Annotated in this window: 27 protein-coding genes and 1 pseudogene; 12 read left to right on the top strand and 16 right to left on the bottom strand. The window is 70.9% G+C overall.

Features of this window, described 5'->3' with window-relative positions; translation table 11 throughout:
* Nucleotides 1-228: pseudogene (locus C2865_RS26670) on the top strand (ABC transporter permease); the annotation flags it as partial.
* A 136-nt stretch (nt 229-364) separates the two neighbouring features.
* On the opposite strand, the gene C2865_RS39585 reads toward C2865_RS26670, so the two are convergent.
* The 7 genes from C2865_RS39585 to C2865_RS26635 form a co-directional block, all read right to left on the bottom strand.
* A complete protein-coding gene (locus tag C2865_RS39585; RefSeq protein ID WP_157963922.1) occupies nt 365-817 on the bottom strand; it encodes a hypothetical protein in 453 nt (150 codons plus the stop codon).
* 431 nt (nt 818-1,248) lie between these two features.
* A complete protein-coding gene (gene rox / locus C2865_RS26660; protein WP_106401349.1) occupies nt 1,249-2,676 on the bottom strand; it encodes a rifampin monooxygenase in 1,428 nt (475 codons plus the stop codon).
* Between the two features lie 216 nt (nt 2,677-2,892).
* The gene (locus tag C2865_RS26655; RefSeq protein WP_106401284.1) at nt 2,893-3,672 is read right to left on the bottom strand and encodes an SGNH/GDSL hydrolase family protein; all 780 of its coding nucleotides are present in this window, start codon (nt 3,670-3,672) and stop codon (nt 2,893-2,895) included.
* On the bottom strand, nt 3,669-4,247 hold the full coding sequence (locus tag C2865_RS26650; protein WP_106401283.1) for a PadR family transcriptional regulator: 579 nt from the start codon (nt 4,245-4,247) through the stop codon (nt 3,669-3,671). Before C2865_RS26650 ends, C2865_RS26655 begins: the two co-directional genes overlap by 4 nt.
* 127 nt (nt 4,248-4,374) lie before the next feature.
* Nucleotides 4,375-5,322 carry an ADP-ribosylglycohydrolase family protein gene (locus tag C2865_RS26645; protein ID WP_106401282.1) on the bottom strand — a complete coding sequence of 316 codons (948 nt, stop codon included), beginning with the start codon at nt 5,320-5,322 and terminating at the stop codon, nt 4,375-4,377.
* 125 nt (nt 5,323-5,447) lie between these two features.
* Nucleotides 5,448-6,575, bottom strand: a complete 1,128-nt coding sequence (locus tag C2865_RS26640) for a trypsin-like serine peptidase (protein ID WP_157963921.1) — start codon at nt 6,573-6,575, stop codon at nt 5,448-5,450.
* Nucleotides 6,576-6,711: 136 nt separating this feature from the next.
* A complete protein-coding gene (locus C2865_RS26635) occupies nt 6,712-7,227 on the bottom strand; it encodes a GNAT family N-acetyltransferase (RefSeq protein ID WP_232835819.1) in 516 nt (171 codons plus the stop codon).
* A gap of 223 nt (nt 7,228-7,450) precedes the next feature.
* Between C2865_RS26635 and C2865_RS41555 the strand changes: the two genes are divergently transcribed.
* Nucleotides 7,451-7,582 carry a hypothetical protein gene (locus C2865_RS41555; protein ID WP_269802747.1) on the top strand — a complete coding sequence of 44 codons (132 nt, stop codon included), beginning with the start codon at nt 7,451-7,453 and terminating at the stop codon, nt 7,580-7,582.
* Nucleotides 7,583-7,618: 36 nt separating this feature from the next.
* Here the strand turns inward: C2865_RS41555 and C2865_RS26630 are convergent, their stop codons facing one another.
* Nucleotides 7,619-8,194, bottom strand: a complete 576-nt coding sequence (locus C2865_RS26630) for a TetR/AcrR family transcriptional regulator (protein WP_106401280.1) — start codon at nt 8,192-8,194, stop codon at nt 7,619-7,621.
* Nucleotides 8,195-8,266: 72 nt separating this feature from the next.
* Between C2865_RS26630 and C2865_RS26625 the strand changes: the two genes are divergently transcribed.
* The 4 genes from C2865_RS26625 (at nt 8,267) to C2865_RS26610 (ending at nt 11,626) form a co-directional block, all read left to right on the top strand.
* On the top strand, nt 8,267-8,764 hold the full coding sequence (locus C2865_RS26625) for an FBP domain-containing protein (protein WP_106401279.1): 498 nt from the start codon (nt 8,267-8,269) through the stop codon (nt 8,762-8,764).
* 64 nt (nt 8,765-8,828) lie between these two features.
* On the top strand, nt 8,829-9,413 hold the full coding sequence (locus C2865_RS26620) for a TetR/AcrR family transcriptional regulator (RefSeq protein WP_106401278.1): 585 nt from the start codon (nt 8,829-8,831) through the stop codon (nt 9,411-9,413).
* 84 nt (nt 9,414-9,497) lie between these two features.
* A complete protein-coding gene (locus C2865_RS26615) occupies nt 9,498-10,844 on the top strand; it encodes an MFS transporter (RefSeq protein ID WP_106401277.1) in 1,347 nt (448 codons plus the stop codon).
* 23 nt (nt 10,845-10,867) lie between these two features.
* Nucleotides 10,868-11,626 (top strand): SDR family NAD(P)-dependent oxidoreductase, encoded by a 759-nt coding sequence (locus C2865_RS26610; RefSeq protein ID WP_106401276.1) that lies wholly within the window; start codon nt 10,868-10,870, stop codon nt 11,624-11,626.
* Here the strand turns inward: C2865_RS26610 and C2865_RS26605 are convergent.
* Together C2865_RS26605 and C2865_RS26600 are read right to left on the bottom strand one after the other, a co-directional pair.
* Entirely contained in the window at nt 11,615-12,145 is a 531-nt protein-coding gene (locus tag C2865_RS26605) for a nucleoside deaminase (protein ID WP_106401275.1), read from the bottom strand. The two genes, C2865_RS26610 and C2865_RS26605, sit on opposite strands and share 12 nt — an antisense overlap.
* A gap of 49 nt (nt 12,146-12,194) precedes the next feature.
* On the bottom strand, nt 12,195-13,574 hold the full coding sequence (locus tag C2865_RS26600; protein WP_106401274.1) for a beta-glucosidase: 1,380 nt from the start codon (nt 13,572-13,574) through the stop codon (nt 12,195-12,197).
* Between the two features lie 77 nt (nt 13,575-13,651).
* On the opposite strand from C2865_RS26600, the gene C2865_RS26595 reads away from it, so the two are divergent.
* The 3 genes from C2865_RS26595 (at nt 13,652) to C2865_RS26585 (ending at nt 17,355) form a co-directional block, all read left to right on the top strand.
* Nucleotides 13,652-14,263, top strand: a complete 612-nt coding sequence (locus C2865_RS26595) for a TetR/AcrR family transcriptional regulator (RefSeq protein WP_106401273.1) — start codon at nt 13,652-13,654, stop codon at nt 14,261-14,263.
* Nucleotides 14,264-14,338: 75 nt separating this feature from the next.
* Nucleotides 14,339-15,589, top strand: a complete 1,251-nt coding sequence (locus C2865_RS26590; protein WP_106401272.1) for an MFS transporter — start codon at nt 14,339-14,341, stop codon at nt 15,587-15,589.
* Complete coding sequence (locus C2865_RS26585; protein WP_106401271.1) at nt 15,586-17,355, top strand: sulfatase family protein; 1,770 nt, start codon at nt 15,586-15,588, stop codon at nt 17,353-17,355. Before C2865_RS26590 ends, C2865_RS26585 begins: the two co-directional genes overlap by 4 nt.
* Here the strand turns inward: C2865_RS26585 and C2865_RS26580 are convergent.
* Both C2865_RS26580 and C2865_RS26575 read right to left on the bottom strand, forming a co-directional pair.
* The gene (locus C2865_RS26580) at nt 17,350-18,186 is read right to left on the bottom strand and encodes a class I SAM-dependent methyltransferase (protein WP_106401270.1); all 837 of its coding nucleotides are present in this window, start codon (nt 18,184-18,186) and stop codon (nt 17,350-17,352) included. The genes C2865_RS26585 and C2865_RS26580 overlap by 6 nt on opposite strands.
* A 50-nt stretch (nt 18,187-18,236) precedes the next feature.
* A complete protein-coding gene (locus C2865_RS26575; protein ID WP_232835818.1) occupies nt 18,237-18,896 on the bottom strand; it encodes a class I SAM-dependent methyltransferase in 660 nt (219 codons plus the stop codon).
* A 49-nt stretch (nt 18,897-18,945) separates the two neighbouring features.
* Between C2865_RS26575 and C2865_RS26570 the strand changes: the two genes are divergently transcribed.
* Both C2865_RS26570 and C2865_RS26565 read left to right on the top strand, forming a co-directional pair.
* Complete coding sequence (locus C2865_RS26570; RefSeq protein ID WP_106401268.1) at nt 18,946-19,593, top strand: TetR/AcrR family transcriptional regulator; 648 nt, start codon at nt 18,946-18,948, stop codon at nt 19,591-19,593.
* A gap of 158 nt (nt 19,594-19,751) precedes the next feature.
* Nucleotides 19,752-21,341 carry a M35 family metalloendopeptidase gene (locus tag C2865_RS26565; RefSeq protein WP_157963920.1) on the top strand — a complete coding sequence of 530 codons (1,590 nt, stop codon included), beginning with the start codon at nt 19,752-19,754 and terminating at the stop codon, nt 21,339-21,341.
* Nucleotides 21,342-21,357: 16 nt separating this feature from the next.
* Here C2865_RS26565 and C2865_RS26560 read toward each other — a convergent pair whose 3' ends face one another.
* A complete protein-coding gene (locus C2865_RS26560) occupies nt 21,358-23,133 on the bottom strand; it encodes a right-handed parallel beta-helix repeat-containing protein (protein WP_106401266.1) in 1,776 nt (591 codons plus the stop codon).
* Between the two features lie 60 nt (nt 23,134-23,193).
* On the opposite strand from C2865_RS26560, the gene C2865_RS26555 reads away from it, so the two are divergent.
* Complete coding sequence (locus C2865_RS26555; RefSeq protein ID WP_106401265.1) at nt 23,194-24,060, top strand: TetR/AcrR family transcriptional regulator; 867 nt, start codon at nt 23,194-23,196, stop codon at nt 24,058-24,060.
* Nucleotides 24,061-24,136: 76 nt separating this feature from the next.
* Here C2865_RS26555 and C2865_RS26550 read toward each other — a convergent pair whose 3' ends face one another.
* The 3 genes from C2865_RS26550 to C2865_RS26540 form a co-directional block, all read right to left on the bottom strand.
* Nucleotides 24,137-25,051, bottom strand: a complete 915-nt coding sequence (locus C2865_RS26550) for an LLM class flavin-dependent oxidoreductase (RefSeq protein ID WP_106401264.1) — start codon at nt 25,049-25,051, stop codon at nt 24,137-24,139.
* A gap of 108 nt (nt 25,052-25,159) precedes the next feature.
* Nucleotides 25,160-25,642, bottom strand: a complete 483-nt coding sequence (locus tag C2865_RS26545; RefSeq protein WP_198653605.1) for a MarR family winged helix-turn-helix transcriptional regulator — start codon at nt 25,640-25,642, stop codon at nt 25,160-25,162.
* Nucleotides 25,643-25,711: 69 nt separating this feature from the next.
* On the bottom strand, nt 25,712-26,848 hold the full coding sequence (locus C2865_RS26540; protein WP_106401263.1) for an acyl-CoA dehydrogenase family protein: 1,137 nt from the start codon (nt 26,846-26,848) through the stop codon (nt 25,712-25,714).
* Nucleotides 26,849-26,935 lie beyond the last annotated feature (87 nt).

The raw sequence follows: 26,935 nt of genomic DNA, 5'->3' as shown, positions 1-26,935 counted from the left end.
AGCTCGAAACTGCCCACGCCCCTGCGCGTCGTCGCGGAGTGGAACCCCGTCTCCACCTTCACCCAGGCGGCCCGCGAACTCTTCGGCAACACCAGCACCGCACTGCAGACCTCTGACGCCTGGCCCATGCAGCACGCCGTCCCGGCGTCCCTGCTCTGGATCGCCGTCATGCTGATCGTGTTCGTCCCGCTGGCGACCCGCCTCTACAAGAAGGCGGCCGGCGCCTGACCTCGGTGCGACGTCAAGGCGCCCCACGTTGGAGGGGCGCCTTGTGCACCATGGTCCCGGTGTCGGCCGCCGCCGAGACCATGGTGAGGTCGGTCGGGCTCAGCCGTCAACGACCGGCGCGAGCCCGAGGGTCATATCAGGAGAAGGTGTACGTCGCGCTGACGGTGATCCCGCTGAAGCAGGGGAATCCCGAACCACTGACGGGCTGGTTCGTGAAGGTGATGGTGCGCGGGGGGCCGGCGCTGGTGCTGCCCGACAGGGTGCCGCTGTAGGTGCAGCCGGCGGCCTTCATCGCGAAGTACATGGTGGCGGGGGGACCGAAGGTCCCGCTCCAGGGGAGGTTCTGGGCGGTGACGGTGGCACCGCACCCGGTGGCCGTGGCACCGGTGACGGTGAACGCGGTGCTGGTCTTGGTGCCGTCCAGGGTGGAGCTGCAGTTGATGGTGCCGAGGACGGGAACGTTGTTGAGCGTCAGGTTGCCCGTGGCCAGCTGCGCGGCCATGGCCGGGGAGGCCGTCAGGCCGACGGCGGCGGCCGAAGCGGCGGCCGAGGCCGCGGCGAGCGCGGCCAACTTCGTTCTACGGGACATGGTCTTCCTTTTCTGGCGCGGCGCATGAGAACGCCGAAGGGGGGTGGGATGGCCGCTTTCGCCGAGCAGGTCGTGTCAGGTCCTCCCGGGCGGACGACGACAACAACCCACGACTCGAGGGCAGGTCAGCGCCGGTTCCCACTGTTCTGGTCGGGGCTCTGCGGGTTCCGGCGCCGCCTTCCTCGTTGAAGCGGCTTCCAGACGAACGTAAGCACCGCTGACTGAAGGGTCAACAACCAAGCGCCAGTTTGGTTGTCCGGATTGTGACAGAGGTAACAGAGCGTGCCGTGGCGGGAACCGCCCGGGGAACTTCCGCTCCGGATAAGGCCTGATCCCAGCCCGAGGCCACCGGTGTTCGATACCGATACGCTCGCCCCGTGCACACACGGTGACCGACCCGGCCATGCGGCGGTTGACAAGGTCGGCCGCGCTCACCCGGTGGCGGCCCCGAACCACCGGCACAACCCGTCGAGCAGTTCCCGCCGGCCCTCACCCGCCCACGCCACGTGGCCGTCCGGTCGCAGCAGCACGGCGGGCACGTCCAGTTCCTCGCTGGTGTCCACGACGTGGTCGACCCGATCCGACCAGCCTTCCACCGAGAGCCGGCCGGTCTGGTCGAGCAGCAGTCCTCGGCCGCCGCGCATCAGCTCGTAAAGGCGGCCCTGCTTCAGCTTCACGTCCCGCAGCCGACGGCCGAGCAGTTCATGACCCTCACCGAAGTCATAGCGGACGCCGACCGCGGTGATCATCTCCGTCACGTACCGGTTCACCTCCTCGAAGTCCATCAGCTTCGAGAACAGCCCCCGCAGCGCGGTCGCACCCGGATCAGTCCCCAGCAGCGCGATCTGCGCGCGGGTGTTGTCCAGCACGGCGGCGCCAACCGGGTGCCTTTCGGCGTGGTAGCTGTCCAGCAGGTCCTCCGGCGCCCAGCCGCGGACCTCGGCTGCCAGTTTCCAGCCGAGGTTGAACGCGTCCTGGATGCCGAGGTTGAGCCCCTGGCCGCCGGTCGGCGGGTGGATGTGCGCCGCGTCGCCGGCCAGCAGCACCCGGCCGACCCGGTAACGCTCGGCCTGCCGGGTGGCGTCGCCGAACCGGGAGAGCCAGCGTGGCGAGTGCGCCCCGAAGTCGGTGCCTGAGAACGCCCGCAGTTGCTGCTTGAACTCCTCGAGCGTCGGCGGAAGCGTACGGTCCTCGGACACTCCTTCGGCGGGCACGACGAGGCGGTACGCCCCGTCCCCGACGGGAGCGGCGCCGAACCGCAGCTGGGTCTTGCGGACCTCCTCGACGACGGCGGCGACCGTCGCCGGATCCTCGGTCAGGTGCATCTCGCCCAGCAGCGTCTCGACCTTGGCGGGCTCGCCGGGGAAACCGACGCCGAGCAGCCTGCGCACCGTGCTGCGGCCGCCGTCGCACCCGACGACGTAACGCGAGCGCAGGTGCGTGCCGTCGGCCAGTCCGACGGTCACCCCGTCCCCGTCCTGGTCCAGCCCGACCACTTCGCAACCGCGCCGGATCTCGGTGCCGAGCTCGCGGACCCACTCGTTGAACAGCCGCTCGGTGACCGGCTGCGGGGTGGCGAGGCCGTACGGGTGCGCCGTGTCCAGGCCGTCCGGCCACGGCTTCATGATGCCGCCGAAAAGACCGCCGACCCGGTACTCCTCACTGACGGCGCGGAACCGGTCCAGCAGGCCGCGCTGGTCCATCATCTCGACGCTGCGCGCGTGCAGGCCCTGGCCGCGGGACTGCCCGGTCGGCTCGGCCAGCTTCTCGAGCACGAGCACGTGCACGTCGTGCAGCCGCAACTCGCCGGCCAGCATCAAGCCCACCGGCCCGCCACCGACCACGATCACATCGATCACGAACATCCCCCATTCGACAAAGCCGTCTTTCGGCCGGTTGTCCCGCACGACCCGTAAGTCGATCGACAAAGGAACACGGAATCGCGCACCCCTGATTTCCGCAGGTCCCGGCCTCGGCCGCCGATTCTGCAGCACGACCCGGGTCTTGCCGCAAGCCCCTTGGCGCGCTATAAATTAAAAATGGCGGGGAGTGCGAGTTCTCCTTGCCTTTGTCTTTTACCGCCCAGGTGGAGCCACCGGAGCGAGGGCGGGGCGTTTGGCCGTGCGGCCTTCACCGGAGGAGCGGCCGCGCAGGCGGCGGGCGAGCCACGGCCCGGCGAACGCGGCGAGCCAGCGCAGCTCCGCGGCCGTCGAGTGCCAGACGGGAGCCGGGGGCGGGGGAGGGAGCGGGGACGTCCAGGTGCCGTCGCTGCCGGGCAGGTTCAGCGCGTGCGCCATGGCGGCGGCGATCCTGGCATGGCCGACGGGGCTGGCGTGCAGCCGGTCCGTGCTCCACATCCGGGCGTCGGTGAGGGAGGCGAGCGGGAAGGTGTCGACGACGGTCACGCCGTGGCGGGCCGCCGCCTGCAGGATGCGTGCGTTGAGGTCGAGCACCCGGGGCAGGAGCCGCCGCGCGGGCGGGACGATCGCACCGATGTCGGGATAGGTCACGGTGACCACGTGGGCTCCGCCCGCGGTCAGCGCGGCGAACATCCCCTCCAAGGCGTCCGCCACCTCGGCCGCGTCGAACCCGGGCCGGATGAGGTCGTTCATGCCCGCCACGACCGTGGCCAGGTCGGGGCGCAGTTCCAGGGCGGCTTGGAGCTGTTCGTCGCCGACCTGGGCGGCGCGCCTGCCGCGCACGGCGAGGTTGGCGTAGAGCAGGCCGGGGTCGGCGCGGGCCAGGTGCTCGGCGAGCCGGTCGGCGAAGCCGCGGTGCCCCTGCACGTCGTCGCCGTCGCCGAGCCCCTCGGTCTGGCTGTCCCCGAGGGCCACATACCGGTGGTAGACCGTCATGGCGCTGTCCTTCCTCCGTGCCTCGCGGCGCGTTCTTCCAGGGTCCGCGCCGTCTGCAGGCACCACTCGTGCATCTGCCGCTCCCACCGGAGCCCGGCCTGGCAGGTGAGGTACGGACCGACGCGCTCGCCCCGGCGCAGGAACGGCTCCTCCTCCAGCCCGCCGCGCAGGCGGACCAGCATCTTCTCGAACAGCTCGAGCTTGGCCGCCGCCTGCTCGGCCCGTTCGCGGAGTTGGACGACCAGGGGCGCGGGGTCGAGCAGGTCGGACGCGTGGACCTTCACGATCAGGTCGTCGCGGAGGAGCAGCGGCTTGGCCGGTGCGGCGGCGAACGCGGCCAGTTCGGCGATCCCGGCGTCGGTCACGGTGAACACCCGTTTGTCGGGACGCCCTTCCTGCGTCACCCGCCGGCCCGCCACCAGACCGCCGGCCTCCATCCTGGTCAGCTCGGCGTACAGCTGCTGGGGAGAGGCGTACCAGAAATCGGCGACGCCCACGTCGAAGATCTTGGCCAGCTGGTAACCGCTGTACTCGCCGTCCAGCAGTGCCGCCAGCACCGCGTGCCGCAGTGCCATCGGCTAGCAGTACTCATGGATATGACTAGTCATGTGGATGACCATAGGGAAGGGTGCGGTCGGCGGCAAGGACGAATTCACCGCTTGCTCATCACGTGGTGCCGGCCGAGGAGCCGCCTCGAACGTGTCAGGGGTCTGGCGGGCGCCGGGCACGGTCGTGGTCGCGGGGCTCGGCGCTTCGGGCATCGGGCTGGAAAGCACGCAGTGACAGCCACTCCGGCAGCGGTTCCCTCGCCTCCAGCCATGTCGCGGGGATGACGCCGTGCCCGTGGTGGGCTGCGATGATCCCGCCGACGATCGCCGCCGTCGTGTCCATGTCGCCGCCGACCGCGACGCACGCGCGGAGGGCACGGGTGTAGTCCGCGCCGTAACGTCCGACGGTCCACAGGCAGAAGGGGACGGTGTCCAGTGCGCTGATCCGCTCCCCGTTGCCTAGGACCGCGGCGGCACGCTCCGGTGCGGCGTCGCCCATCGCGGATGCCGTGCTGACACGCTCGCGCATTCTGCCCTCGGGCAGGAGGCCGAGGACCGCGCCGAACATACCGGCGGGCGCTGCGGCGGCTGCCGCGGCCACGGCCGCCGCGCCCTGGACGGCCTCCGGGTGCGCGTGGGTGACCTCCGCGGTGCGGATCGCGGTTCCTGCGGCCTCCTCAGGCCGTCCGGTCAGCGCCGCGCCCAGCGGAGCGACCCGCATCGCCGCCCCGTTGCCGTACGATCCCTCGCCGCCGAAGCCGGCGCGCGCCTCGGTCCGCCAGCCGGCGCCCGCCCTCACCCGCTCCAGCAACTCCAGGGCGTTGGCACCGTAGCGGCGCCCCACCGACAGGCGCGCCGCGAACTCGGCGGCCAGCAGGTCCTGGTCGACGCGGTGGTTCTCCGCCAGGTGCAGCGTGACGGTGCAGGCCATCTCGGTGTCGTCGCTCCACGCCCAGGGCGCCTCGGGCACCGTGTGGGCGTGCCTGGAGTGGAAGTACACGGGGGCGAAGAACCTGTCACCGAAAGCGTCACCGACGGAGAGCCCCAAGAGGGACGAGAAGGCGCGTTCTAGATCCAGGAAATCAACCGGCTGTGGATGCATGCTCCCGAATCTAGGCCTCGGCCGCCTCCCGATCACCGGGTTTCCGGCTGCAGCGAACCCCTCTCCACGCGCGATGCACCGCAGGAACCGTCATCCGCCGGTGTGCGGTGCGCGCGCGGCGGAGGTCAGTTCACCGGGGTGGTCTGGGCGGCTTCATAGACGGCCTGCTCGTAGTCACCGAAGTGCGTCGCCATGACGTAGGGGCCCTTGAGCCAGCCGAGGGGGGACAGATCATCGGGGTTGTGGAAGCGGCTGGTGACGGCCACCTGTGTGCCGCTCCCGGTGGTCTCGTCGAAGTCCTCGAACAGAGGACCGCCGCTGGAGCCCGGTGCGGTCGCCGCCTTCAGGTGGTCGTCGACCCACACGGCGCCGCGGAAGGAAGTGCCTTCGGAGACCCACAGCGTTCTGCCGGTGAACTGCCGGCCGGTGCACTGGCCGTTCGTGTCGGGCTGCCCGCACTCCCAGTTGCGTTCGTTGTCGGTGGGGTAGCCGAACAGGTGCAGGTACTGGTTCTGCGGCTGGTTGAACGCGATGGGCTGTCCTCCGACGACATCGGTCAGCCGTCGTGAGTCGTACGGGTTGCGGACGACGGCCGCTCCCATGTCCCGTCCCCACAGGAAGTTCGGGTTCTGCGACCAGGTCTCGGTGATGATCAGTTTGGTGGCGGCCCAGATGCCGTAGGGGGCGATGTCGGCCACCGTGGCTCCGGGCGTTCCCACTTCGTCACCGCGGAAGCCGGGGATGAACACCCAGTTGTCGATGCCCCGGGTGGAGCCCAGGAACGGTGCATCGACCAGGATGCAGTGGCCCGCGGTAACCACGGTGCTGCGGTTGCCGCTGATCACGGCATTGGCCGAGCAGAGGGAGAGGTTGTCGTCACTGTCTCCGAAGTGCATCAGCACCTTGCCGGCGGTCTTACTGACGGCCCCGCCGCCGCTCCACGGTCGGCCGCGGTCGAGAAAGTCGGCGGTGCCGTCGGGATTGTTGCGCTGCTGTACGTCGGCGTGCTGCACGAGCTTCTTCATCCGGTCGAAGTCGTTGGCGGTCCAGAAGTCGACGTTCGCCTTGAGTTTCTGCTCCAGCGTCATGCCGGAGGGGATCGGCAGCGGTACTTCGACCGCGGGCGGAAGGGCGGCCTGTGCCCCCGTGACCGGCAGGACCGCCAACGGTCCGGCGAGCAGTGCGGCCAATAGCGCACGCGTGATCGCTTTCATGGTGACTCCTGACTCCATCGGGGAGGGGATCGCCGTCACGTTAAGCAGGGAACCGCTCGTTGTTAATGTCGCATCCCACGAACGACCCCGGTCCGGTTCGGTCGTTCCGACAAAGGACGCACGGTCGGGTGCCCCGCCATGAGGATCATGGCGGGGCACCCGACCCCGTGCCCGGTTACGGGCGGGCCGGAGGGGCGGCGTGGTAGCGGGCCGTGGCCTGGTCGAGGTCGGTGTGCGACAGCCGGAAACCGGCTTTCTCCAGGACTCGGATCGAGGGCGGGTTCGACAGCTCCACGTTCGCGTAGACCGTGTGGACCTCCGGTGCGGTGAAGGCGTACTCGGTCAGGGCGCGGGTGGCCTCGGGGGCGTAGCCGCGCCCCCTCCGGGAGGCCGCGACGCCGTAGCCGATCTCCAGGGCGCCGTCGCCGGGCGGCCAGAACAAGCCGATCGAACCGACCACCAGGCCGCTGTCTCGCTCGACGATCCGGCGGTGGCCGTACCGTCCCAGCCAGGCGGGGTTCTCGGCGAACAGTTCGACGACGACGCGGTCTCCCTCGGTGGGAAAGTCGTCGGCCCACCGGGCCGATCGGCCGCCGTCCCGGACGGCGGTGATCTCGCCGTCCGTCCAGGGGCTCAGGGCGAGGCGGTCGGTGAGCAGCTCGGCGCCGCTCATGGTGAAGAAGAAGGACAAGTCCACTCCCGGTCGTTCAGCTGACCCGGGCCGCGCTCCAAACTCACGCGGACCGGAAAAAGGGCATGACGGAGACGGCATCGGCAGCCATATTCATCAACCTCCCTTTCCCCTGAACGGTCGGGCGTCTTCGCCTCGCCGCAACGCTAGCGTCCTTCCTCCGCACGGACAAGGCACCGGTCATCCGCCACGACGACCCGGGCGCGCCGGTGCTCCTGGCCGGGTGCCCCGGGACGCCGCACAGGACGACGCCGATCTTCTCCACCTGCGCCGCAGCAGCGTCGTCCACCGGGTCGAGCTGCTCGGGAGGTCCCTGGGCATCGCCCTCACCGAGTGGCGGCTGCTCGACGGCTGAGGGCCCGATTTAGCCGCCTGCGGCGGGGCCCGGTGGTCAGGCCGAAGACCAGTGGGTGAGGGAGGTGTGGAGGGCGTCCAGGATCCTGGACCAGGAGGCGTCCGTACCGCGTGCGTCAGCGGAGTGCTGGAAGGACCCGGCGGTCTCCAGGCTCACGAACCCGTGGAAGGTGCTGCCCAGCAGCCGGATCGCGTCGATCTGGTCGGGCTCGGGGATGCGGTAGCCGTGCAGGATCGCCCGGGTCATCTCCACGTGGCGGACGCCCGCGCTGGCCGCGGCGGTCTGCGGATCGAGCGGGAAGCGGGTGGCGGCGTAGCGGCCCGGATGCTTCCTGGCGTAGTCGCGGTAGGCGTCGGCGAAGGCCACCAGGGCGTCCTTGCCCGAGCGTCCGGCCAGCGCGGCGCCGGCGGCGTCGGCGAGCTCGGCCAGCGCCAGCAGCGCCACCTTGACCCGCAGGTCCCGCATGTTCTCGATGTGGGAGTACAGGCTGCCCTCCTTGACGCCGAAGCTGCGCGCCAGCGCCGTGACCGTCACGTTGTCGAAGCCGATCTCGTCGGCCAGATCCGCCGCCACCCGGACCAGGCGTTCGACGGTCACCCCCGCGCGTGCCATGGGGCACACCCCCTGAACCTAAGTGATTTATCCATTTGCATAATGAGTTTAGCTTAGCTAGCCTCGCCGCCCATGAGAACCCTCACCGAGAGTGACATCCGCGCCTCCTTCATCAACTGCTCCAAGGGGGAGGCCAAGCGGCTCAACCCGCCCAAGGACCTCGCCGACCAGCCATGGGAGGATCTGGACTTCCTCGGCTGGCGAGATCCGGGCGCACCCGAACGCGCGTATCTGGTCATGGAACGCGACGACCGGCTGGTCGGGATCGCGCTGCGGGCGACCTCCGGCGGCGGGCGCGGCTTCACCGCGCGCAGCATGTGCTCGTTGTGCCTGACCACGCGCACCGGCGGCGGCGTGGCGCTGATGGTCGCGCGCCGCACCGGCGAGGCCGGCCGCCAGGGCGACACCGTCGGGCAGTACCTGTGCGGCGACCTGGACTGCTCGCTGTACCTGCGGAGCCGCAAGGAGTCCGTGGCCGGGCGGGTCCTGGAGGAGTCCCTCTCCCCGGAGGAGAAGATCGCCCGCCTGCACGCCAACCTGGAGTCCTTCCTGGCCAAGATCACCGAGTGAGGCGGGAGGTAGCGCACGGCTTCTTTATTGACTGATCGTTCTAGATCGGTATACGGTCCTCGTCGTGGCCAGAACCAAGGAATTCGACCCGGACGCCGCCCTCCAGTCGGCTCTCGAGCTCTTCTGGCGTCGCGGGTACGAGGCGACGTCGATGGCGGACCTCGTCGAGCACCTCGGCATCGGCCGCGCCAGCATCTACGCGACCTTCGGCAACAAGCACGAGCTCTACCTGAAGGCACTGGACCGGTACTGCGAGACCCGCGGCCCGTTCCTCCTCGACGAGATGTCCCAGCCGGGCCCCGTGCTGCCCGCGGTGCGGGCGGTGGTGCGGCGCTTCGCCGCGGAGGCCGCGTCCCCGGAGGACCGGCTGAACGGCTGCTTCATCACCAACACCGCCGCCGAGCTGGCGCCGCACGACCCCGCGGCGGCCCGCCGCGTCCAGGGCAGCTGGGACCACCTGGAGACCGTGCTGCACTCCGCGCTCGTGCGGGCGCGGGCCCAGGGCGAGCTGCCCGAGGACCGCGATCCGCACGCGCTCGCCCGCATGCTGCTCGTCCTGATGCAGGGCATGCGGATCGTCGGCAAGGCGTCGAACGATCCCGCCCGGGTGCGGGACGCGGCCGAGCAGTCGCTGGCCCTGCTGGCCTGAACCGCCCCCGTTCGCCGGAGCCGCCGGGCTCCCTTTCTCGCATGCCCTAATAATGGATCGATCGGTCAAATATCGAGGAGTGGCATGACCACCACGAGTGCCGCCCGTGCCACCGCCCCGCGGCAACGCCGTGCCTTCATCCTCCTCGGCGGAGTCCAGATCACGCTGATCTTCACGCTCGCCTCGCTCGCCGTGCCGCTGCCTCTTCTCGGACGCGAATTCGGCCTGGAGCGCGCCGACCTGGTGCTGCTCAGCGCCGCCTACGGGCTGACCTTCGCCGGACTGCTGCTCTTCGGCGGACGGCTCGCGGACCGTTACGGCGGCCGTCGAGTCCTCACCGCAGGTCTCCTCCTGTTCTCCGCCGCCTCGGCCGCCGCCCCGCTCGCCCCCGGTATCGGAACGCTGCTCACGGCGCGCTTCGCGCAGGGCGCGGGCGCCGCCTTCATCGCACCCGCCGCCATGGCGCTACTGCACGTCCTCTTCCCGTCTCCCGTCGCGGCCCGCAGGGCCATGGCCACCTGGGGAGGACTCTCGGTCCTCGGCGCGACCGCGGGCAACCTGCTCTCCGGCGTCATCTCGGCGCTGCTCTCCTGGCGCTGGACCTTCGCGGTTCCCGTCGCGGTGGCGGTCACGGCCCTCGTCCTCGCACCACGGCTGCTGCCGGACACCGTCCCCGACCGGGGCAGAGGCCTCGACCTGCCGGGCGCCCTGCTCGCCACCGTCGGGATCACCCTGGCCAGTTACGGATTCGTCGTCACCGGCGCCCACCCCTGGTCATCGGCCCACGTGCTCGTGCCCCTGCTCGGCGGGACCGCGCTGCTCGCCGTGTTCGCGTACGCCGAACGCCGCGCCCGCGACCCGCTGCTGCCGCCCCGCTTCCTGTTCCACCGGCGGCGGACTCTCGCCCTCGCGGCCATCGCGGTGAGTGCCTGCGGGACCGCGATCACCTTCGTGGTCTTCTCGCTCCACCTCCAGCAGGAGCGTGACTGGTCACCGCTGCAGACCTCGGCCGCCTTCGTTCCGTTCGCCGTGGCGCTGATCGCCTCGGGCCGGGCGGCAGGACCGCTCATCGGCCGGTACGGGGCCAGGGCCGTCGCTTCCATCGGGCTCGGAACGGGTGCGGCAGGGCTCGCCCTCCTCGCGTTCACCGGCCTCGACACGCACCTTCCGTACGCCCTGGGACTGCTGCCGGGCCTCGTACTGCTGCCGGCCGGCGCCGCGGCCTCCTTCGGGGGAGCCTCTGTGCTCGCCACAGAAGACGTGCCCCGGCAGCAGTCCGGGCTCGCAGGCGGTGCGCTGAACACCGCGATGGAGCTCGGTCCGACCATCCTCTTCGCTGTCCTGCTCTCCCTCGGCAGCGACGTCCGGGCTCTGGCAGCGACGGGAACCGCCCTCGCCGCCGTAGCCCTTCTGCACCACCGCAACGGATGAACACCACTCAAGGAGCCACTGAGATGAACCGCTTCACCGGCAAGACCGTCCTCGTCACGGGCGCGGGCACCGGCCTCGGCCGCGCGATCTCGCTCGCCTTCGCCGCCGAAGGGGCGTCCGTGGTCGCTGCGGGACGCACCGCGTCCTCGCTGGACGAGACGGTCGGCCTCATCAAGGCGGCTGGAGGCACATCCGTCGCCGTCACCGCCGATGTCACGGATTCCGACAGCCTCCGGAACCTCGTGCACGAGAGCGTCACCCGCTTCGGCGGCCTGGACATCGCGGTCAACAACGCCGGGATATTTCGCGGCACCGTACCGGCGGGCGAGATCAGCGAGGAGGACTGGGATGCGGTGCTGAAGACCAACACCACCGGTGTCTGGCTGGCCATGAAGCACGAGATCGCGCACATGAAGGAGAACGGCGGCGGCGTCATCGTCAACATCTCCTCCAACCTCGGCACCCACATGAGGATCCCGAACGCCGCCGCGTACATCACCTCCAAGGCCGCGGTCTCCGCGCTGACCCGCGCAGCCGCTCTCGACCACATCCACCAGAACATCCGCATCAACGCGGTCAGCCCGGGTGCCGCGGACGGTCCCATGTCGCTGTTCCCCGGCGAGACAGAGGCCGACCGGACCGAGCGGGTGAAGACGCAGAACCCGCTCGGCCGGGTCGCGGAGGCCGGAGAAGTGGCCGCCGCGGTGCTCTACCTCGCCTCTCCCGCGGCCGGCGCGATGGTCGGCACCGATCTGGTCATCGACAGCGGGTCAACGGCCTGACGGCGGCTGCTTCGCCTCGTCGACTCCCCGCAGGGCGGCGTGCAGGGCGCGGATCTCGGCCTCGAAGGAGAGGTCGGGACCCGCGACGGGGAGTCGCGGGGCGACGGCGTTGATCGGCAGCGGGGCCACCGGTCCCTCGCCGAAGCCCCAGTTCCTCAGCCACGTGGTGAGCTGTTCGCTGCTGGAGGCGTACACGATGCGGCCGAGGCCGACCCAGGCGTGGGCGGCGCTGCACATCGGGCAGTGCTCGCCCGATGTGTAGACGACGCTCGCCTGCCGTTCCTCGGGGGAGAGGTGGGTCGCCGCCCACTTCGCGATCTCGAACTCGGGATGGCGGGTGTGGTCGCCGCCTTTGACCCGGTTGCGGTCTTCGAAGAGGACGGTGCCCTGCGCGTCCACCAGGACGGAGCCGAACGGTTCGTCGCCGTCCTCCAGTGCCTCGCGTGCGAGGTCCACGCACCGGCGGAGGAACTCATGGTCCCGGGCCGTGATGGTCTGCGGTTCGTTCGTTGCTCCCATGCCCTCTGATATACCACCGGTTCGGCGGTGGCCCGCGAGCCGCACGGTCTCAGCGCTGGGCCTCCAGCTGGGTGCGGAACCAGTGGTAGGACGCCTTCGGGGTGCGTCGCTGGGTCTCGAAGTCGACGTGGACGAGGCCGAAGCGCTGGCTGTAGCCCTCGGCCCATTCGAAGTTGTCCAGCAGGGACCAGACGAAGTAGCCGCGCACGTCCACGCCGTCGGTGATGGCGCGGTGCAGGGCGCGGAGGTGTCCGTCCAGGTAGGCGACGCGGTCGTCGTCGGACATGCCGGGCTCGTCGTGTGAGGAGCAGCCGTTCTCGGTGATGGTGATCGGAGGGAGCGCCGTTCCGTAGCGGGCGCGCAGGCCGGTGAGGAGTTCGTGCAGGGCGTCGGGGACGACGGGCCAGCCGAACGCGGTCACCGGGTAGCCCTCGATCGGGGTGTCCTCGAAGGGCAGGCCCACGCCCTGGAGCCGGTCGCCGACCTCGCCCATCACGGACGGGCCTTCGTGCGGCGCAGCCCCCGCGGGCGCCGCGACCCGGGTCGGGCTGTAGTAGTTGACGCCGAGGCCGTCGATCGGCGCGGAGATCAGCGCCAGGTCGCCGTCCCGGACGAAGGGGAGTTCGGCCACCCCGTAGGCGGACAGGTCCGGGTAGCGGCCCAGGAGGACGGGGTCGTTGAACAGGCGGTTCTGGAGGGTGTCGAAGGCGTCCGCGGCCGCGCGGTCGGCGGGGGTGCCGGCGGCGGGCCAGACCGGGCTGCAGTTGTTGGTGAGCATGACCTCGCCGGTGACGCGCTCGCGCAGCACCGGCACCGCCAGGCCGTGGCCGAGCAGCAGGTGGTGGGCGGCCGGGAGCGCGTCCAGCAGCATCGTCCTGCCGGGCGCGTGGGTGCCGAGGCCGTAGCCCTCCGTCATGTGGACGAACGGCTCGTTCAGCGTGATCCAGGCCGCGACCCGGTCGCCGAGCCGGTCGGCCACGAGGGCGGTGTAGTCGGCGAAGCGGTGCGCGGTGTCGCGGGCCGTCCAGCCGCCGAGGTCCTCGAGCGCCTGCGGCAGGTCCCAGTGGTAGAGGGTCAGGAAGGGGGCGATGCCGTGTTCGAGGAGGGCGTCGACCAGCCGCTCGTAGAAGTCCAGGCCCTTGGCGTTGGCGGGGCCGCGGCCGTCCGGCTGGACGCGCGGCCACGCGACGGAGAACCGGTAGGCGTCGGTGCCGAGGCCGGCCATCAGCGCCACGTCCTCGGGCCAGCGGTGGTAGTGGTCGCAGGCGGTCTCGCCGGTGTCGCCGTTCTTCACCCGGCCGGGCTGCACGCAGAAGGCGTCCCAGATGCTCGTGCCCCGACCGTCGGCATGGACCGCGCCCTCGATCTGGTACGAGGCCGTGGCGGTGCCCCACCGGAAACCGGCGGGGAAGCGGGGAAGCGCGTCCATGAGTGACTCCGTTCTAACATGAGTGCCGATCGCATTAGAACATGAACAAGTGTCATATTTCCAGAGAGGGGCGGCCCATGACCGGAGGCGTACGCCGGGCGCCGGTGCAACGCCGCAGCGCCGAGCGGTTCGAGCGGCTGCTCGACGCCTGCGCCGGACTCCTCGCCGAGGTCGGCCACGACGCGCTGACGACGCGGGGCGTGGCACGGCGGGCGGGCGTCCCGATCGGCACCCTGTACCAGTTCTTCGACGGCAAGTCGGGCCTGCTCCAGGCGCTGGCCTCGCGGAACCTGGAGCTGCTGCTCGCCCGGGTGCGCGAACGGCTCGCGGGGGAGTCCGTGGACGGCTGGGGCGAGGCGGCGGTCCTGGTCTACGACGAGATCCTCGCGATGCGCCGCGTCCTGCCCGGGTTCTTCGTCGCCGACCCCGGGGACGGCAGCCCGTTCGACGCCGACATCGTCCGCCGCGCCGACGCGGCGATGGCCGGGGAGCTGTACGCGCTCGGCCTCCGGGAGGCGGGCCTGCCGCCCCTGCCCGATCCCGAACGGGTGCTGCTGGTGGCCATCACCTCCACCGACGGCCTGCTCAGGCTCGCCTTCCAGAGCAGTGAGGACGGCGATCCCGCGGTGATCGCGCTGGGCGCGCGGATGTTGCGCGCCTACTTCCGCGAGATCGCCGACCCGCAATAACATGAGACTTGTTCACTTTAAGTCGGATCGGTGATATCCCTTACCCCAGACCGTGGCCCCCACGCTGAGGTGAACATGCTCCCCAGACGCAACCCCCCGCGTTCCGCGCCCGAGGCCGCGGCGAACGCACCCGGCCTCGGACGTGACTGGTTCCTCGGGTACTCGCTCGCCTGGTTCGCCTACTGGCTGCTGGTCATGATGCCGCCCCAGTTCCTGACCCCCCACCTGATCGGGATCATCGAACCGGAGCAGAAGGTCGGCGTCCTGTCGTTCCTGCTGATCCTGAACGCGGCGGTCGCGGTGGTCTGCGTGCCGCTCGCGGGCATGGCCTGCGACCGGACGAGGAGCCGGTTCGGCCGCCGCCGGATCTGGGCGGTGGGCGGCCTGGTGGTCGGCGGCGTCCCGTTCGCGCTGGTGGGGTCGCAGGACGACTGGCGGGTCGTCGCGGCGCTCATGGTGCCGATCTCGATGGGCACGTCCGCGTTCCTGGTGGCGCTCAGCGCGGTGATCGCCGATCGGGTGCCGCCGCAGCGGCGGGGAACGGCGTCGGCGGCGATGGGCGTGCCGCAGGTGGTCTCCGTCGTCGTCGGCATGGTGATCGTGACGATGCTGGTCACCTCGCTCGGGGCGAGCTGGGCCGTGATCGCGCTGCTGGCCGCGGTGTCCGCCGCACCGTTCCTGCTGGGCGGACGCGGCCGTCCCGGCCCGGCCCAGCAACCCGGCGCACGGATGAAGGCCGGGGAGAAAGTGCCGTTCCCGCGCCCGCGCGAACATCCCGACTACTACTGGGCGCTGGCCTCACGCGTGCTGATCAACGCCGGCAACGGCATCGGGACGGCCTACCTGCTGTACTTCCTGGACGACGTCCTGCACCGCAAGGACCCCGACACGTCGCTGCTGGTCCTCACCCTCGTCTACCTGGTGTTCTGCGCGCTGTTCGGCTTCCTCGGCGGAAGGCTCTCGGACAGGCTGGGACGCCGCAGGGAACTGGTGGCGCTCGCCGGCGCGCTCCAGGCCGTCGCCGCCCTGCTGCTGGCGCTCGCCCCGAGCTGGCCGACCGCGATCGTGAGCGCCGTGCTGCTCGGCATCGGCCTCGGCACGTTCCTGTCGGTGGACCAGGCGCTGGTCACCGACGTCCTGCCCGACCAGCGCACCCGCGCCCGCGACCTCGGGATCATCAACGCCGCACAGAACGTCCCGCTCTACGCGGCGATCGGCTGGGCCGTCCTCGCCCTCCTCGACGACTACCAGGCCTTGTACGCGGCAGCCGCGCTCATCATGACGCTGGGAGCCGTCTCCGTCATGCGGATCAGGAGTGTCCCGTGAAAGCCATCATGGTCATGTTCGACAGCCTCAACCGGCGGTTCCTGCCGCCGTACGGGGCCGAAGGGGTGCACGCGCCCAACTTCACCCGCCTCGCCGAACGCACCGCCACCTTCGACACCTGCTACGGCGGAAGCATGCCGTGCATGCCCGCACGGCGTGAGATGCACACCGGCCGCCACAACTTCCTGCACCGCGGGTGGGGGCCTTTGGAACCCTTCGACGACTCGGTCCCGGAAATCCTCAAGGAACACGGCGTATACACGCACCTGGTGACCGACCACCAGCACTACTGGCTCGACGGCGGCGCCACGTACCACCCGCGCTACAACACCTTCGAGCTCTTCCGCGGGCAAGAAGGCGACGAATGGAAGGGCCACGTCGCCGACCCCGACGTCCCCGAAAGCGTCGCGCACACCGCCAACCCGCTGCGCCGACAGGACTGGATCAACCGCCTCTACCTCACGGAGGAGGCCGACCACCCGCAGACCCAGACGTTCGACGCCGGTATGCACTTCATCCGCACGAACCACACCGAGGACGACTGGTTCCTCCAGATCGAGACGTTCGACCCGCACGAACCGTTCTTCAGCTACGACGACTACAAGAAGCTCTACCCCGACGACTACGACGGCCCGCACTTCGACTGGCCCGACTACAAGCGGGTCACCGAAACCCCCGAACAGGTCGCCCACCTGCGCAACCAGTACATGGCGCTGCTGTCCATGTGCGACCGGTCCCTCGGCCGGGTCCTCGACCTGATGGACGACCTGTCGTTGTGGGAGGACACCCTCCTCGTCGTCTGCACCGACCACGGACTCCTGCTCGGCGAACACGACTGGTGGGGCAAGAACACACCGCCGTTCTGGGGAGAGACCATCCACACTCCTCTGTTCGTCTGGGATCCGCGCAGCCGCGTCGCCGGTGAGCGGAGGAAGAGCCTGGTCCAGACGATCGACTTCGGGCCGACGCTGCTGGAGTTCTTCGGCATCGATCGAACCCCCGACATGCGGGGCATGCCGCTGCGCCACGTCGTGGCCGAGGACATCCCAGTACGTGATGCGGGGTTGTTCGGCTGCTTCGGCGGCCATGTGAGCGTCACCGACGGCCGGTACGTCTACATGCGGGCGTGCGCGACCCAAGGAAACCAGCCGCTCGCCGAGTACACGCTGATGCCGACGCACATGCGAGGCCGCTTCCCGGTGGAGACGCTGCGCCACGCCACCCTCACCGAGCCGTTCTCCTTCACCAAGGGTGTGGCGACGCTCCGCGTACCCGGCTACTCCTACACCGACCCGTACGCGTTCGGCACCCTTCTCTACGATCTGGAGAACGACCCGGAGCAGCGGACACCGCTGATCGACGACGACCTCGAACTGCGCATGGCCACACTGCTGACCAGGCTGCTACGCATCGAGGAAGCCCCTCCCGAGCAGTACGAGCGGCTGGGACTACCGCGGAACGGACCCGTGACCCGCGACCACCTGCTCGTCCAGAAACAATGGGAGCAGGTGCAGGCGGCGGAACGCCCTCCGCTCACCGCCGAGGAGTTCCCCTCCTCCCGACTCGGCGTGCTCACCCCCACCCGCGACCTGCTCACCGAACCCGCGGCCGAGGCCGTACTGCGCCGCCACCTGGGCGCCCTCATGGAGAGCCCGATGCTGCCAGAGGCGCTGCCGTTCTCGCTCCTGGAGATCTCCGAGCTGGCGACCGGCCTCATCAGCCGCGAGACACTGCACGCCATCGCGGAGGACCTGGCAGGACTATGACCGGACGGCGCTCACCAGCCATACGGAGCCTCGGATGCGAACTCCATCCGGAGTCTCGTAAGCCTTGAGTCCGGCTCGTAGCCCTTCGCGGGCGCGGGCGACGGCGGCCTGGTCGGCGCTTTGGAGGTTGAAGCGGACCGGGCCCTGACCGAGGATGAAATCCGCGGCGTCCGCGGCGTCGCGGCCGTAGTCCATCATCGCTTCGACCGGGCTCACGTTCACCTGAGCCAGACCCGCCTCTTCGAGCACCTGGCGGATGCGGTCGGGGTCGACCAGCGACCCCATGCCCCGGGACGCGGGTGAGGGGCCGCGCATCAGCGGTGCGAGCGCGGCGGTGGCCTGGGCGTAGTCGCTGCCGGGGCGGCCCGCCTGCGGAACGATGAACGCCATCCGGCCGCCGGGCCGGAGGGCGCGGGTGATGTTGGCGAACGCGGCCACGGGGTCGGAGAAGAACATGACGCCGCCGCGACTGATGACGATGTCGAAGCGGCCTTCTTCGAAGGGATGCGCCTCGGCGTCCGCCTGGTCGAACCGCACGTTGGCGATGCCCAGTTCGGCCGCGTCGGCGCGGGCGCGGGTCAGCATCGGCCCGGAGATGTCGACGCCGACCACCTGTGCTCGTGACGCCCGGTGCGCGGCCAGCAGGGCCATCTGGCCTGTGCCGCACCCGACGTCCAGGACGTGGTCGTTCTCGCCGATCGCGGCGGCGGCCAAGAGCGGCTGGTCGAAGCCGCCCATCATCGCGTCGTACCGGGCGGCGTTGTCGGCCCAAGCCGACCCCTCCCAGCCGTTCCACGCTTCTGCCTGCTGGACGTTGACAACGGTGTGCATCAAGGCTCCTTCGTCGGGTGGTGTGGTCGGGTCGCGGTCGGTCTCGGATGTCACCGGTCGGTTCGTGCTTCCTGCGCGTTGCGGCGAAGCACGAACCAGAAGGTGGGCACCGGGTTCGTGCCGGGAGCGGTCTCGAGCAGCTCCCAACCGGCGAACCTGGTACGCAGCTCGTCGGCGGTGACACCGGAGATCGGGTCGTCGAACGCTTCGGGGCCGTACCCGAACATCAGCAGCCGTGCGCCGGGAGCGGCACGGCGGGTGAGTCCGGCGGCGTAGGCGTCGCGGCGGTGCGGCGGGATTCCGCAGTAACAGCTCAGGTCGAAGAACAGGTCGTAGAGGCCGGGCACGTCCAGTTCGTCGAGACGGGTGGCGTCCCCGCACAGCAGCCGTACCGTCGCCCCCGCCGCGGCGGCCTTCTCCCGGGCCTGCTCGATCGCGGAGTCGATCAGGTCGACGGCCACGACCTCCCAGCCGTGCCGAGCCAGGTAAACGGCGTTGGTTCCGGTGCCGCAGCCGAGTTCGAGGGCGCGGCCGGGGAGCGGCGCGTCATGCCCCTCCACCAGGGCGACCAGCTCGGGCGGCGTCACGCCGGTGTCCCAGGGCGGTTCGCCGGCGCGGTAGTAGTCCGCCAGCTCGCGGCGGACGGCCTCCTCCTGGTCGCGTTCGGTAACGGCCGGGGCGGTGTCCGGGTGGTCCATCGTCTCCTCCAAGAATTTAGAGTTGAACTCTAGTGTTGGACTCTAGAGATATACTCGCGGCATGGAGAACGTCAAGCGGCCGGACAAGCGGGCCGAGCGCTCGCGCCGCACCCGCGAGAAGATCGTCGTGGCGGCGCGGGAGCTGTTCATCGCCCAGGGCTACGGGGCGACGAGCCTGCAGGAGGTCGCCGCCCGGGCGGGCGTGGCCGTCCAGACGGTCTACTTCGTCTTCGGCAACAAGCGCACCCTGTTCAAGGACGTCGTCGACGCGTCCATCGCCGGGGACACCGAACCGGTCGCCACCCTGGACCGTGCGTGGTTCCGCGAGGCGTGCGCCGCGCCCACCGCGGCCGGCCAGCTGCACGCGCACGTTCGCGGCACCGGGGAGATCCTGGGCCGGGTCGCCCCGATCCTGCCGCTGATCGAGGCCGCCGCCGCGACCGACCTGGAGATCGCCGCGCAGTGGCCCGACGGCCCCGATCCGCGTTACACCGTGCAGAGCGCCGCGGCCCAGGCGCTGGCAGGCAAACCCGACTTCCGCCCCGACGTCTCGGTCGAGACGGCCGCGGACCTGCTGTTCGGCCTGCTCAGCCCGCAGCTCTACCTGGTCTTCGTCCAGGACCGCGGCTGGTCGCCCGACGTCTGGGAGGAATGGGCCCGCGCCACCCTGACCGCTCAGCTCTGCACGGTCCCCGCCGCACAACGCTGACCTCCGGCTCGTCCCTTCTCGGGTGGGTGCCGAGGTTTCGGACGTGTTCGCTTTTTTGGGCGTGGTTCGCTGCTCCTGCCTAAAAGGCAGGACATTGACCTCGTGACCGCACCGGGAGTTCCATGAGGCGCCGGAACACGGGGCCGATGGGGGAGACCATGAGAAAAGTGCAGGGCGCGGAAGCCGCCGTGCTGAACCAGCTCATCGCGAAGGTCGAAGAGATCGTGGACGCGGGAGGGGCGCCGGGGGCGCTGGCCGCGACGAGGGTGTTGGACGCCGGGTTCGGCTTCCAGCCCGCCGACTACACGGTGCTCGGGCGGAGGTTCGCCCTGCTGCACCAGCGGATCGTCGAGCTGAACAAGGCGGGCAAGGTCGTCGTGAACCCCGGCCTGCCCGACTCCGTCGGCGCGCAGACCGTCTCGGCGCTGGACGAGGCGCACGTCCAGGTCCAGCTCAGTCCGGCCGCGTTGCGAACGGACTCGCCCGAGCCGCTGACGCGGCGGGCGCTCACCCTGATCCACGAGATCTCCCACGCGCTGCGCGAGCACGGGGAACACCCGGTGAAGGACTACACGTACCGGAACTCCTGGGGGCAGGGCTACCTGGCGTCGGAGATCGGCACCCGGAACGCCGACACCTACTACGAGGCCGCGGCGCACCTGGCCGAGCAGGTCGAGAACCTCCCGCCGGGCATCTACCGGGAACGCGGGCTCGTGCAGGCGCAGCGGCGCGCCCTCCAGCCGCCGCGTCCGGTGGGCAACCCGCTCGGACCGGCGCTGGCCTGGGCCGACATCAAGCTCAACCGGGTCTGGTTGCGGGCCTACGACGCCCAGGTCCACGTCTGTACCGCGACGGCGGTGTGGGACCTGCGCAGCGGCGAGGACATGGAGGCCATGCGGAAGGTCGAAGGCCGGCTGCAGGAACTCGGCATCCTGGGCAGCCGCGGCTACTGGCTCTCCCGCGAGCACGGGCCGGAGTCCGTGGCGGCCGCGCGGCTGCTGGAGCACTTCATGAGCAAGCTGAAGAGCGACCTGCAGAACCTCCGCATCGTCCTCGGCGGGGACGTGCTGCGGTACGACCCGGTCCCCGGCAGCCTGCTGGTGCCGTTCGAGGCGACGGCGGAGCCGCCTCTACGGCTGGCCGAACTGATCATCAATGCGCTGCTCCGGGGGTCCGCCTTCGTGCCGCCCGCCGCGCGTTCCGGGACGCCCGGTCTGACGTCCGACGAAGTCGTCGCAGAAAAGCAGATCGAGGCGCATTACCCGGTCGCGGCGAAGGCGCTGGGTATGCACGTGGCCGAGGTCGTGGAACTGCTGTGGGCGAACGACCGCAGCTACGAGCGCCCTCAGGTGCAGGGGCTGCAGAAGGTCTTCGCCGGCTTCGAACCGGTCGCCGTGGGGCTGGGGGCCCGGGGGATCACGCAGACCGTTCTGCAGGCCGCCGAACTCGACGACCTGATCAGGCGCTGGACGATCCTGCCGGTCCGGCTCGGGACGCTGCCCGCGCCGGCCCTCGTCGGCCTGAAAGTGTTCGATGACATCGCCGACGGCCAGCTCCGCCGGATCGCCGAGCTCGCCGACGGGCTGGCCGCACCGGTGTTCTTCACCGGACGCCCGGGCGCCGCGGCCGGAATCCGGGCGGTGATCGACGCGGTCACCGAGCTGGCGGCCGAAGTCGACGGGGCCCAGGCGAAGCGCGCCGCCGTGCTGCTCGACGGGCTGCGAAAGGCCGCCGACGCGCTCACCTGAAACGGGGCGGGCGCTCTCAGAGGAAGGCGCTCTGGAGATCCGTTGCCGGTGTCCGGGGCGGCCGCGGGCTCCGAAGGCCGGCTCGGGCCCGTATGGCGGCCGCCGCCGCGGGCTCGTTCCCGCCGGTGAACGTGGTGTTGTCCTCGTAGGCGACTCCGGAGGGCGGCGCGTCTGCACCGATCGGGTCGGCGTCCCAGAAGTTGCCCCGGTAGACGACGTTGTCCAGCGGCGGCGACACGTGCAGGACGGCCGTGCTGTCGGCTCGGACGACGATGTTCTCCGCCACCGTCACCCACGCCGCGCCGTAGTCGGTGTACAGGCCGAAGTTGTAGGGCGTGCGCGTGTCCTCGATGACGTTGCCCCGGATGACCGCGCCGGTGTCGTGGGAGTCTCCCTGCGGGCCGGACAGGTAGACGCCTCCGCCGTCGGCCAGTACCTGCATCGTGTTGGTGGTGAGGTTGTGCAGGATGCGGGTGCCCTGGCCGGGTCCGGCGACGATGCCGCAGTGGGGCACGTCGGAGACGTGGTTGTGCGCGATCGTGCATCCGGTCGTGCCGGTCAGCGCCATGCCGGGTGAGCCCGAGAACTCCAGGCCGATGTGGTGGACCCGGTTGTCCTCCACGAGGACGGAACGGCTGCCGTCGACCACGAGGGCTCCGGCCGAGAGGGTGTCGAAGTCGCATCCGCGCACCGTGATGTCCGCGCCGCCGGAAACGGCGAGCCCGGTGGCGCCCAGCCGGGTGAAGCGGCAGTCCTCGATCCGCACGCCGGACACGTCCTCCAGCACCAGGCAGGCGGGGATCGTGGCGGACTCCCCGGGAACCGTGACCGAGCCGACGTCCTCGCCGAGGGAGACCGTGAGGACCGGGCCGCCGAGGTAGAAGCCGCTCCCGTGGTAGTGCAGGAACCCTTCGGGGCCGCTCGGCCGCAGCCAGGTCGCGTCGGCGAACGTCAGCCCCCGGAACGTCACGTCGCTCACGCCGGTGGCGTGCAGCAGCACCTCCAGGACCGGTGCGACCACTCGCGTGCGTTCCGGGTGCTCGCCGGGGCGGGGCAGGTAGTGCAGGACGTGGTGGCCGGGACGTGAGCGGTCCAGGACGAACGTGCCCGGTTCGGTGAGGAAGGACGCGTCGTTCTCGATCCGGGTCGGCAGGCCGGGCCCGCGCGAGGTCTGGCCCTCCCAGGTGGAGTTGTACAAGTCGAGGGCCCGGCCGAACGCGGGCCGCGCCATGGTGATCGCGGCGCCTTCGCCGTCGGCCGAGACCTCGGCGACGCCGCAGCGGGCCTCCGTCCACGGGTAGACGCCCCGGTGGACGAACTCCACGTCACCCGGGCTGCGCCAGGCCAGCGGCGCCGTGCTGTCGGTGGTGTAGCCGGTCTCGGTCATGGCGACCCGGCCGGGCAGCCCCTCGATGCCCGCCCGTTCGGCCCGGCGACCGTCCACGTACAGCTGGCGGGTGTCCAGGTCGCCGACGTCGGCCAGCCACACGCCGTCCCGCTCCCGCCAGCCCGCGACGAGGCGGCCGCCGCTGATGACGGCTTCTTCCTGCTCGGCGGTGCCGTAACCGTAGGGCTGGTAGACCACGCGGCGGCCGCCTCGGCCCGAGTCGGCACCCGTCAGCTCCAGCGGCCCGGCCGGCCGGTGCGTTCCGGCTCTGAGCCGGACGGTGATCTCACCGGTGAGCGCGCGGGCCGCGTCCCGGGCGCGGCCGAGGGTCGCGAACGGCTGCTCGAGGGTGCCCGGAGCGGAGTCGTCCCCGTCAGGGGCGACGAACAGTTCGGTCGTGGACATGCCACCTCCGTTGAGTTTATGGCGTACACAGGGTGTATACCATAAACCAAGGAGGCGGGGATGGCGCGAGACAGAGCGGAAGATCCGGACCACGCGGTGGAGCTGTTGTGGCGGGACGGCGGCGCGGGGCCCCGGCAGGGGCTGAGCCTCGACCGGATCGTGCGCGCGGGCGTCGAACTGGCCGACGCCGAGGGGCTGGCCGGGCTGTCGATGCGGAAGGTGGCCGAACGGCTGGGCTTCACCACCATGTCGCTCTACCGGCACGTGCCCGGCCGCGACCAGCTCATCGGCCTCATGTGCGACGAGGTGGCGGGCGGGGCGGCGGCCCCGGAGGCCGCGGCGCCAAAAGGGGGCGGCTGGCGGACCCGCCTGGAGGCGTGCGCGCGGGACGGCTGGGAGCTGCGCCGCAGGCATCCGTGGCTGGCGGAGGTCCGCGGCGGCCGGCACGTGCCCGGCCCCAACATCATCGCCCGCTACGAGCAGATGCTGAGCGTGGTCGCCGACACGGGGCTGCCCCCCGCCGAAGTGATCGCCGTGGTCGGCCTCGTCGGCAGGTTCATCGATTCCGAGGCGCTGCTGCTGGTGGAGGCGGCCGAGGCGGAGCGCCGCAGCGGAGTCAGCCATGAAGAGTGGTGGGGCGGCCGCGACACGCTTTTCGAGCGGCTGTACGCCTATCCCACACTCACCCGCCTGTGGGAGGAGGGCGGCTTCGACCAGCCGGAGGACCCTTTCGAGTTCGGCCTCGCCCGGCTCCTGGACGGCATCGAGTTCCTGGTCCGCGAACGTTACGAATCGCGTGACGAAACAGGAGTGTGCGTCGTGTGCGGCACGCCGGTGGAACGCCCCGCCTCCGGCCGCCCCAGGGCGTACTGCTCGCCTTCCTGCCGGCAGCGCGCCTACCGCAGGCGCAGGACCGGCCGGGACTGACGGAGGCGCCCGGCCGCGGACCGGACCGCCCCCGCCGCCTTCGACGGCGAGAGGGGCGGACCTTTCGGCCGGCGGCTCAGCCGTTCTCCTTCGCGACCGCCTCGCGTACGGCGGGGGCGATCTCCTTCGCCCACCGGCCGAGGGTGACGAGGTCCGGCGTGCCGTGATCGGCGGCGAAGAGCGTGAAGCCCGACGCGCCGTGCTCCAGTACGGCGCCGGTCAGCTCCTCGACCCACTGGCCGGTGGAGCCGCCGACCCAGCGGCCGTCGCCGTCGCGCGTGGCGGGCAGTGGCCGGTCGGTGACGCGGCCGGGGAAGTTGAAGACCGTGCGGATCTCGCGCGGATCGCGGCCCGCCGCGGCGGCCGCTTCGTCGATGACCGGGCGGGAGGTCCGGTACCGCTCGCTGAGCCAGTCCGCCGCGTGGCCGGGAATCCAGCCGTCGGCCACGCGGCCGGTGGCGGCCAGCGACTTCGGGCCGAGCGATCCGGTCCACACGGGAGGCGCGGCCACGGGGGCGGGGTCGATCCGGTCCACCCGGTAGTGGCGGCCCCGGTGGGTGACGGGCGGACCGCCGCCCGACAACGACCTGACCAGGACGATCGCCTCCTCGAAGGCGTCCACCGCGGCGCCCGGCGACAGGCGCGGCACCCCCATGTCGGAGATCCGGTCCCACAACCCGCCCACGCCCATGCCGAGCACGACGCGGCCGCCGGACAGCGCCGACAACGACGTCACCGTCCGCGCCAGCATGGGGGCGGGCCGGGTCGGCAGGTTGGTGACGTTGGCGAAGCCCGAGATGCGCTCCGTGCCGCCGAGGAGGAATCCGAGGGAGGCGTAGGCGTCCAGGCGGTCGCCGAGGTAGGGGTGGTCCGACAACGAGAAGAGGTCGAGTCCGTCGCGGTCGGCCTGCCGGACCATGCGCAGCAGATCCGGCACCTGGCCGATGCCGCTGTGCGCGCCGAAGCCGAAGACGATTTCCTGAACGGCCAAGGTTCCACGCTTCCTTTCGGGGAACGAACGCGGGGAGGGTTGCAGTTCGTTCCACGAACAATATTAGTTCGTGGCACGAACTGCAACCCTCCCGGGAGCGGAACGGCCTCAGCGCCCGCGTTCGGCGGCGGTCCCCCTGTCGGACTCCAGGAAGACCACCGGGACCTCGTTGTCCCGCACGACGCCGCCGAGCAGCCCGGCGAGGGTGTCGCGTTCGGCGGCGGTGAGCCCCTCCGCCAGCCGCTCGACGCGGCGGCAGGTCTCGGTGTAGAACTCCTCCGCGAGCTCGCCGCCCCGGGGGGTGAGCGCGACCCGCACCGCGCGCGAGTCCTGCGGGTCGGGCCTGCGTTCGACCAGGCCGTTGCGCTCGGTGCGGTCCACCAGTCCGGTCAGGCTCGACTTCGCCAGTTTCAGCATCGCGCCCAGCTCGCCCATCCCGTACGGCTGCGCCATCAGCACGCACAGCAGCTGGCCCTGCTGCGAGGTGAGGCCGTACTCCCGGGCGGAATCGGCGTACACGGCGTTCACCAGGAACGTCGACCGCACCAGCGCGGCGACGATCCCGATCCGGCCGTCATCATCTTTAGCCATTCGGTCATGGTACATTCGCCCTGCCCATGATTCGTGAGACGAACTACATGGGGGCCGGGCGGAACACCCTCAGAGGCCGCGGCTGATGACCAGGCGCTGGATCTGGTTGGTGCCCTCGAAGATCTGCATGACCTTGGCCTCGCGCATGAAGCGTTCGACGGGGAAGTCGCGGGTGTAGCCGGCGCCGCCGAGGACCTGGACGGCGTCGGTGGTGACCTTCATGGCGTTGTCGGTGGCGACGAGCTTGGCGATGGACGCCTGGCGGCCGTAGGGGAGCCCGGCGTCCTTGAAGCGGGCGGCGGACAGGTAGGTGGCGCGGGCGGACTCGACGGCGGCGGCCATGTCGGCGAGCAGGAAGCCGAGTCCCTGGTGGGCGATGATCGGCTTGCCGAAGGCCTCGCGGTCCTTGGCGTAGGCGATCGCGTCGTCCAGCGCGCGCTGGGCCAGCCCGGTGGCCACCGCGGCGATGCCGAGCCGTCCGGCGTCCAGGGAGGCCAGCGCGATGGCCAGGCCCTGGCCCTCGGCGCCGATGAGGTGGTCGGCCGGGACGCGCACGTTCTCCAGCCGGACGGTGGCGGTGGTGGAGCCGGTCAGGCCCATCTTCTCCTCGGGCTTGTCGAACTCCAGGCCCGGGGTGCCGGCGGGGACGTGGAAGCAGGAGATGCCGCGGGCGCCGTCGTCGGAGGTGCGGGCCATGACGGTGTAGAAGTCGGCGCGGCCGCCGTGGGTCGTCCAGGCCTTGGCGCCGTTGAGCACGTAGGCGTCGCCGTCGCGGACGGCACGGGCGCGCATGGCGGCCGGGTCGGAACCCGCGTGGGCCTCCGACAAGCAGTAGGCGCCGAGCCTCTCGCCCGAGAGCATGTCCGGCAGCCAGCGGCGGCGCTGGGAGTCGCTGCCGAAGGCGAAGACCGGGAAGCACGACAGGGCGTGCACGCTGACGCCCACGCCGACGCTGGCCCAGGCGCCGCCGATCTCCTCCAGCGCCTGCAGGTAGATCTCGTACGGCTGGCCCCCGCCGCCGAACTCCTCGGGGTAGGGCAGCGTCAGGAGCCCGGCCCGGCCCAGGAGGGCGAAGACCTCGCGGGGGAACTCCTCGTCGCGTTCGGCCCGCCCCACCCGGGGCAGGAGCTCCTTGGCGCACAGGTCGCGGGTCAGGGCGAGCAGGTCCTCGGCCTCGGGCGAGGGAAGCAGGCGTACAGCGGGCATCGGTGCTCCTTTCACTGCCCGGATGGTACCAATCACGGTACTCCAGAACCCCGTCTGGTACTGAACCGGGGGAAAGGCTGGTAGCGT

This window comes from Actinocorallia populi (assembly GCF_002995495.1).
GTDB lineage: Bacteria > Actinomycetota > Actinomycetes > Streptosporangiales > Streptosporangiaceae > Actinocorallia > Actinocorallia populi.
Note: the sequence above shows the minus strand (reverse complement) of the source record. Positions and strands in the feature narration are given on the sequence as shown.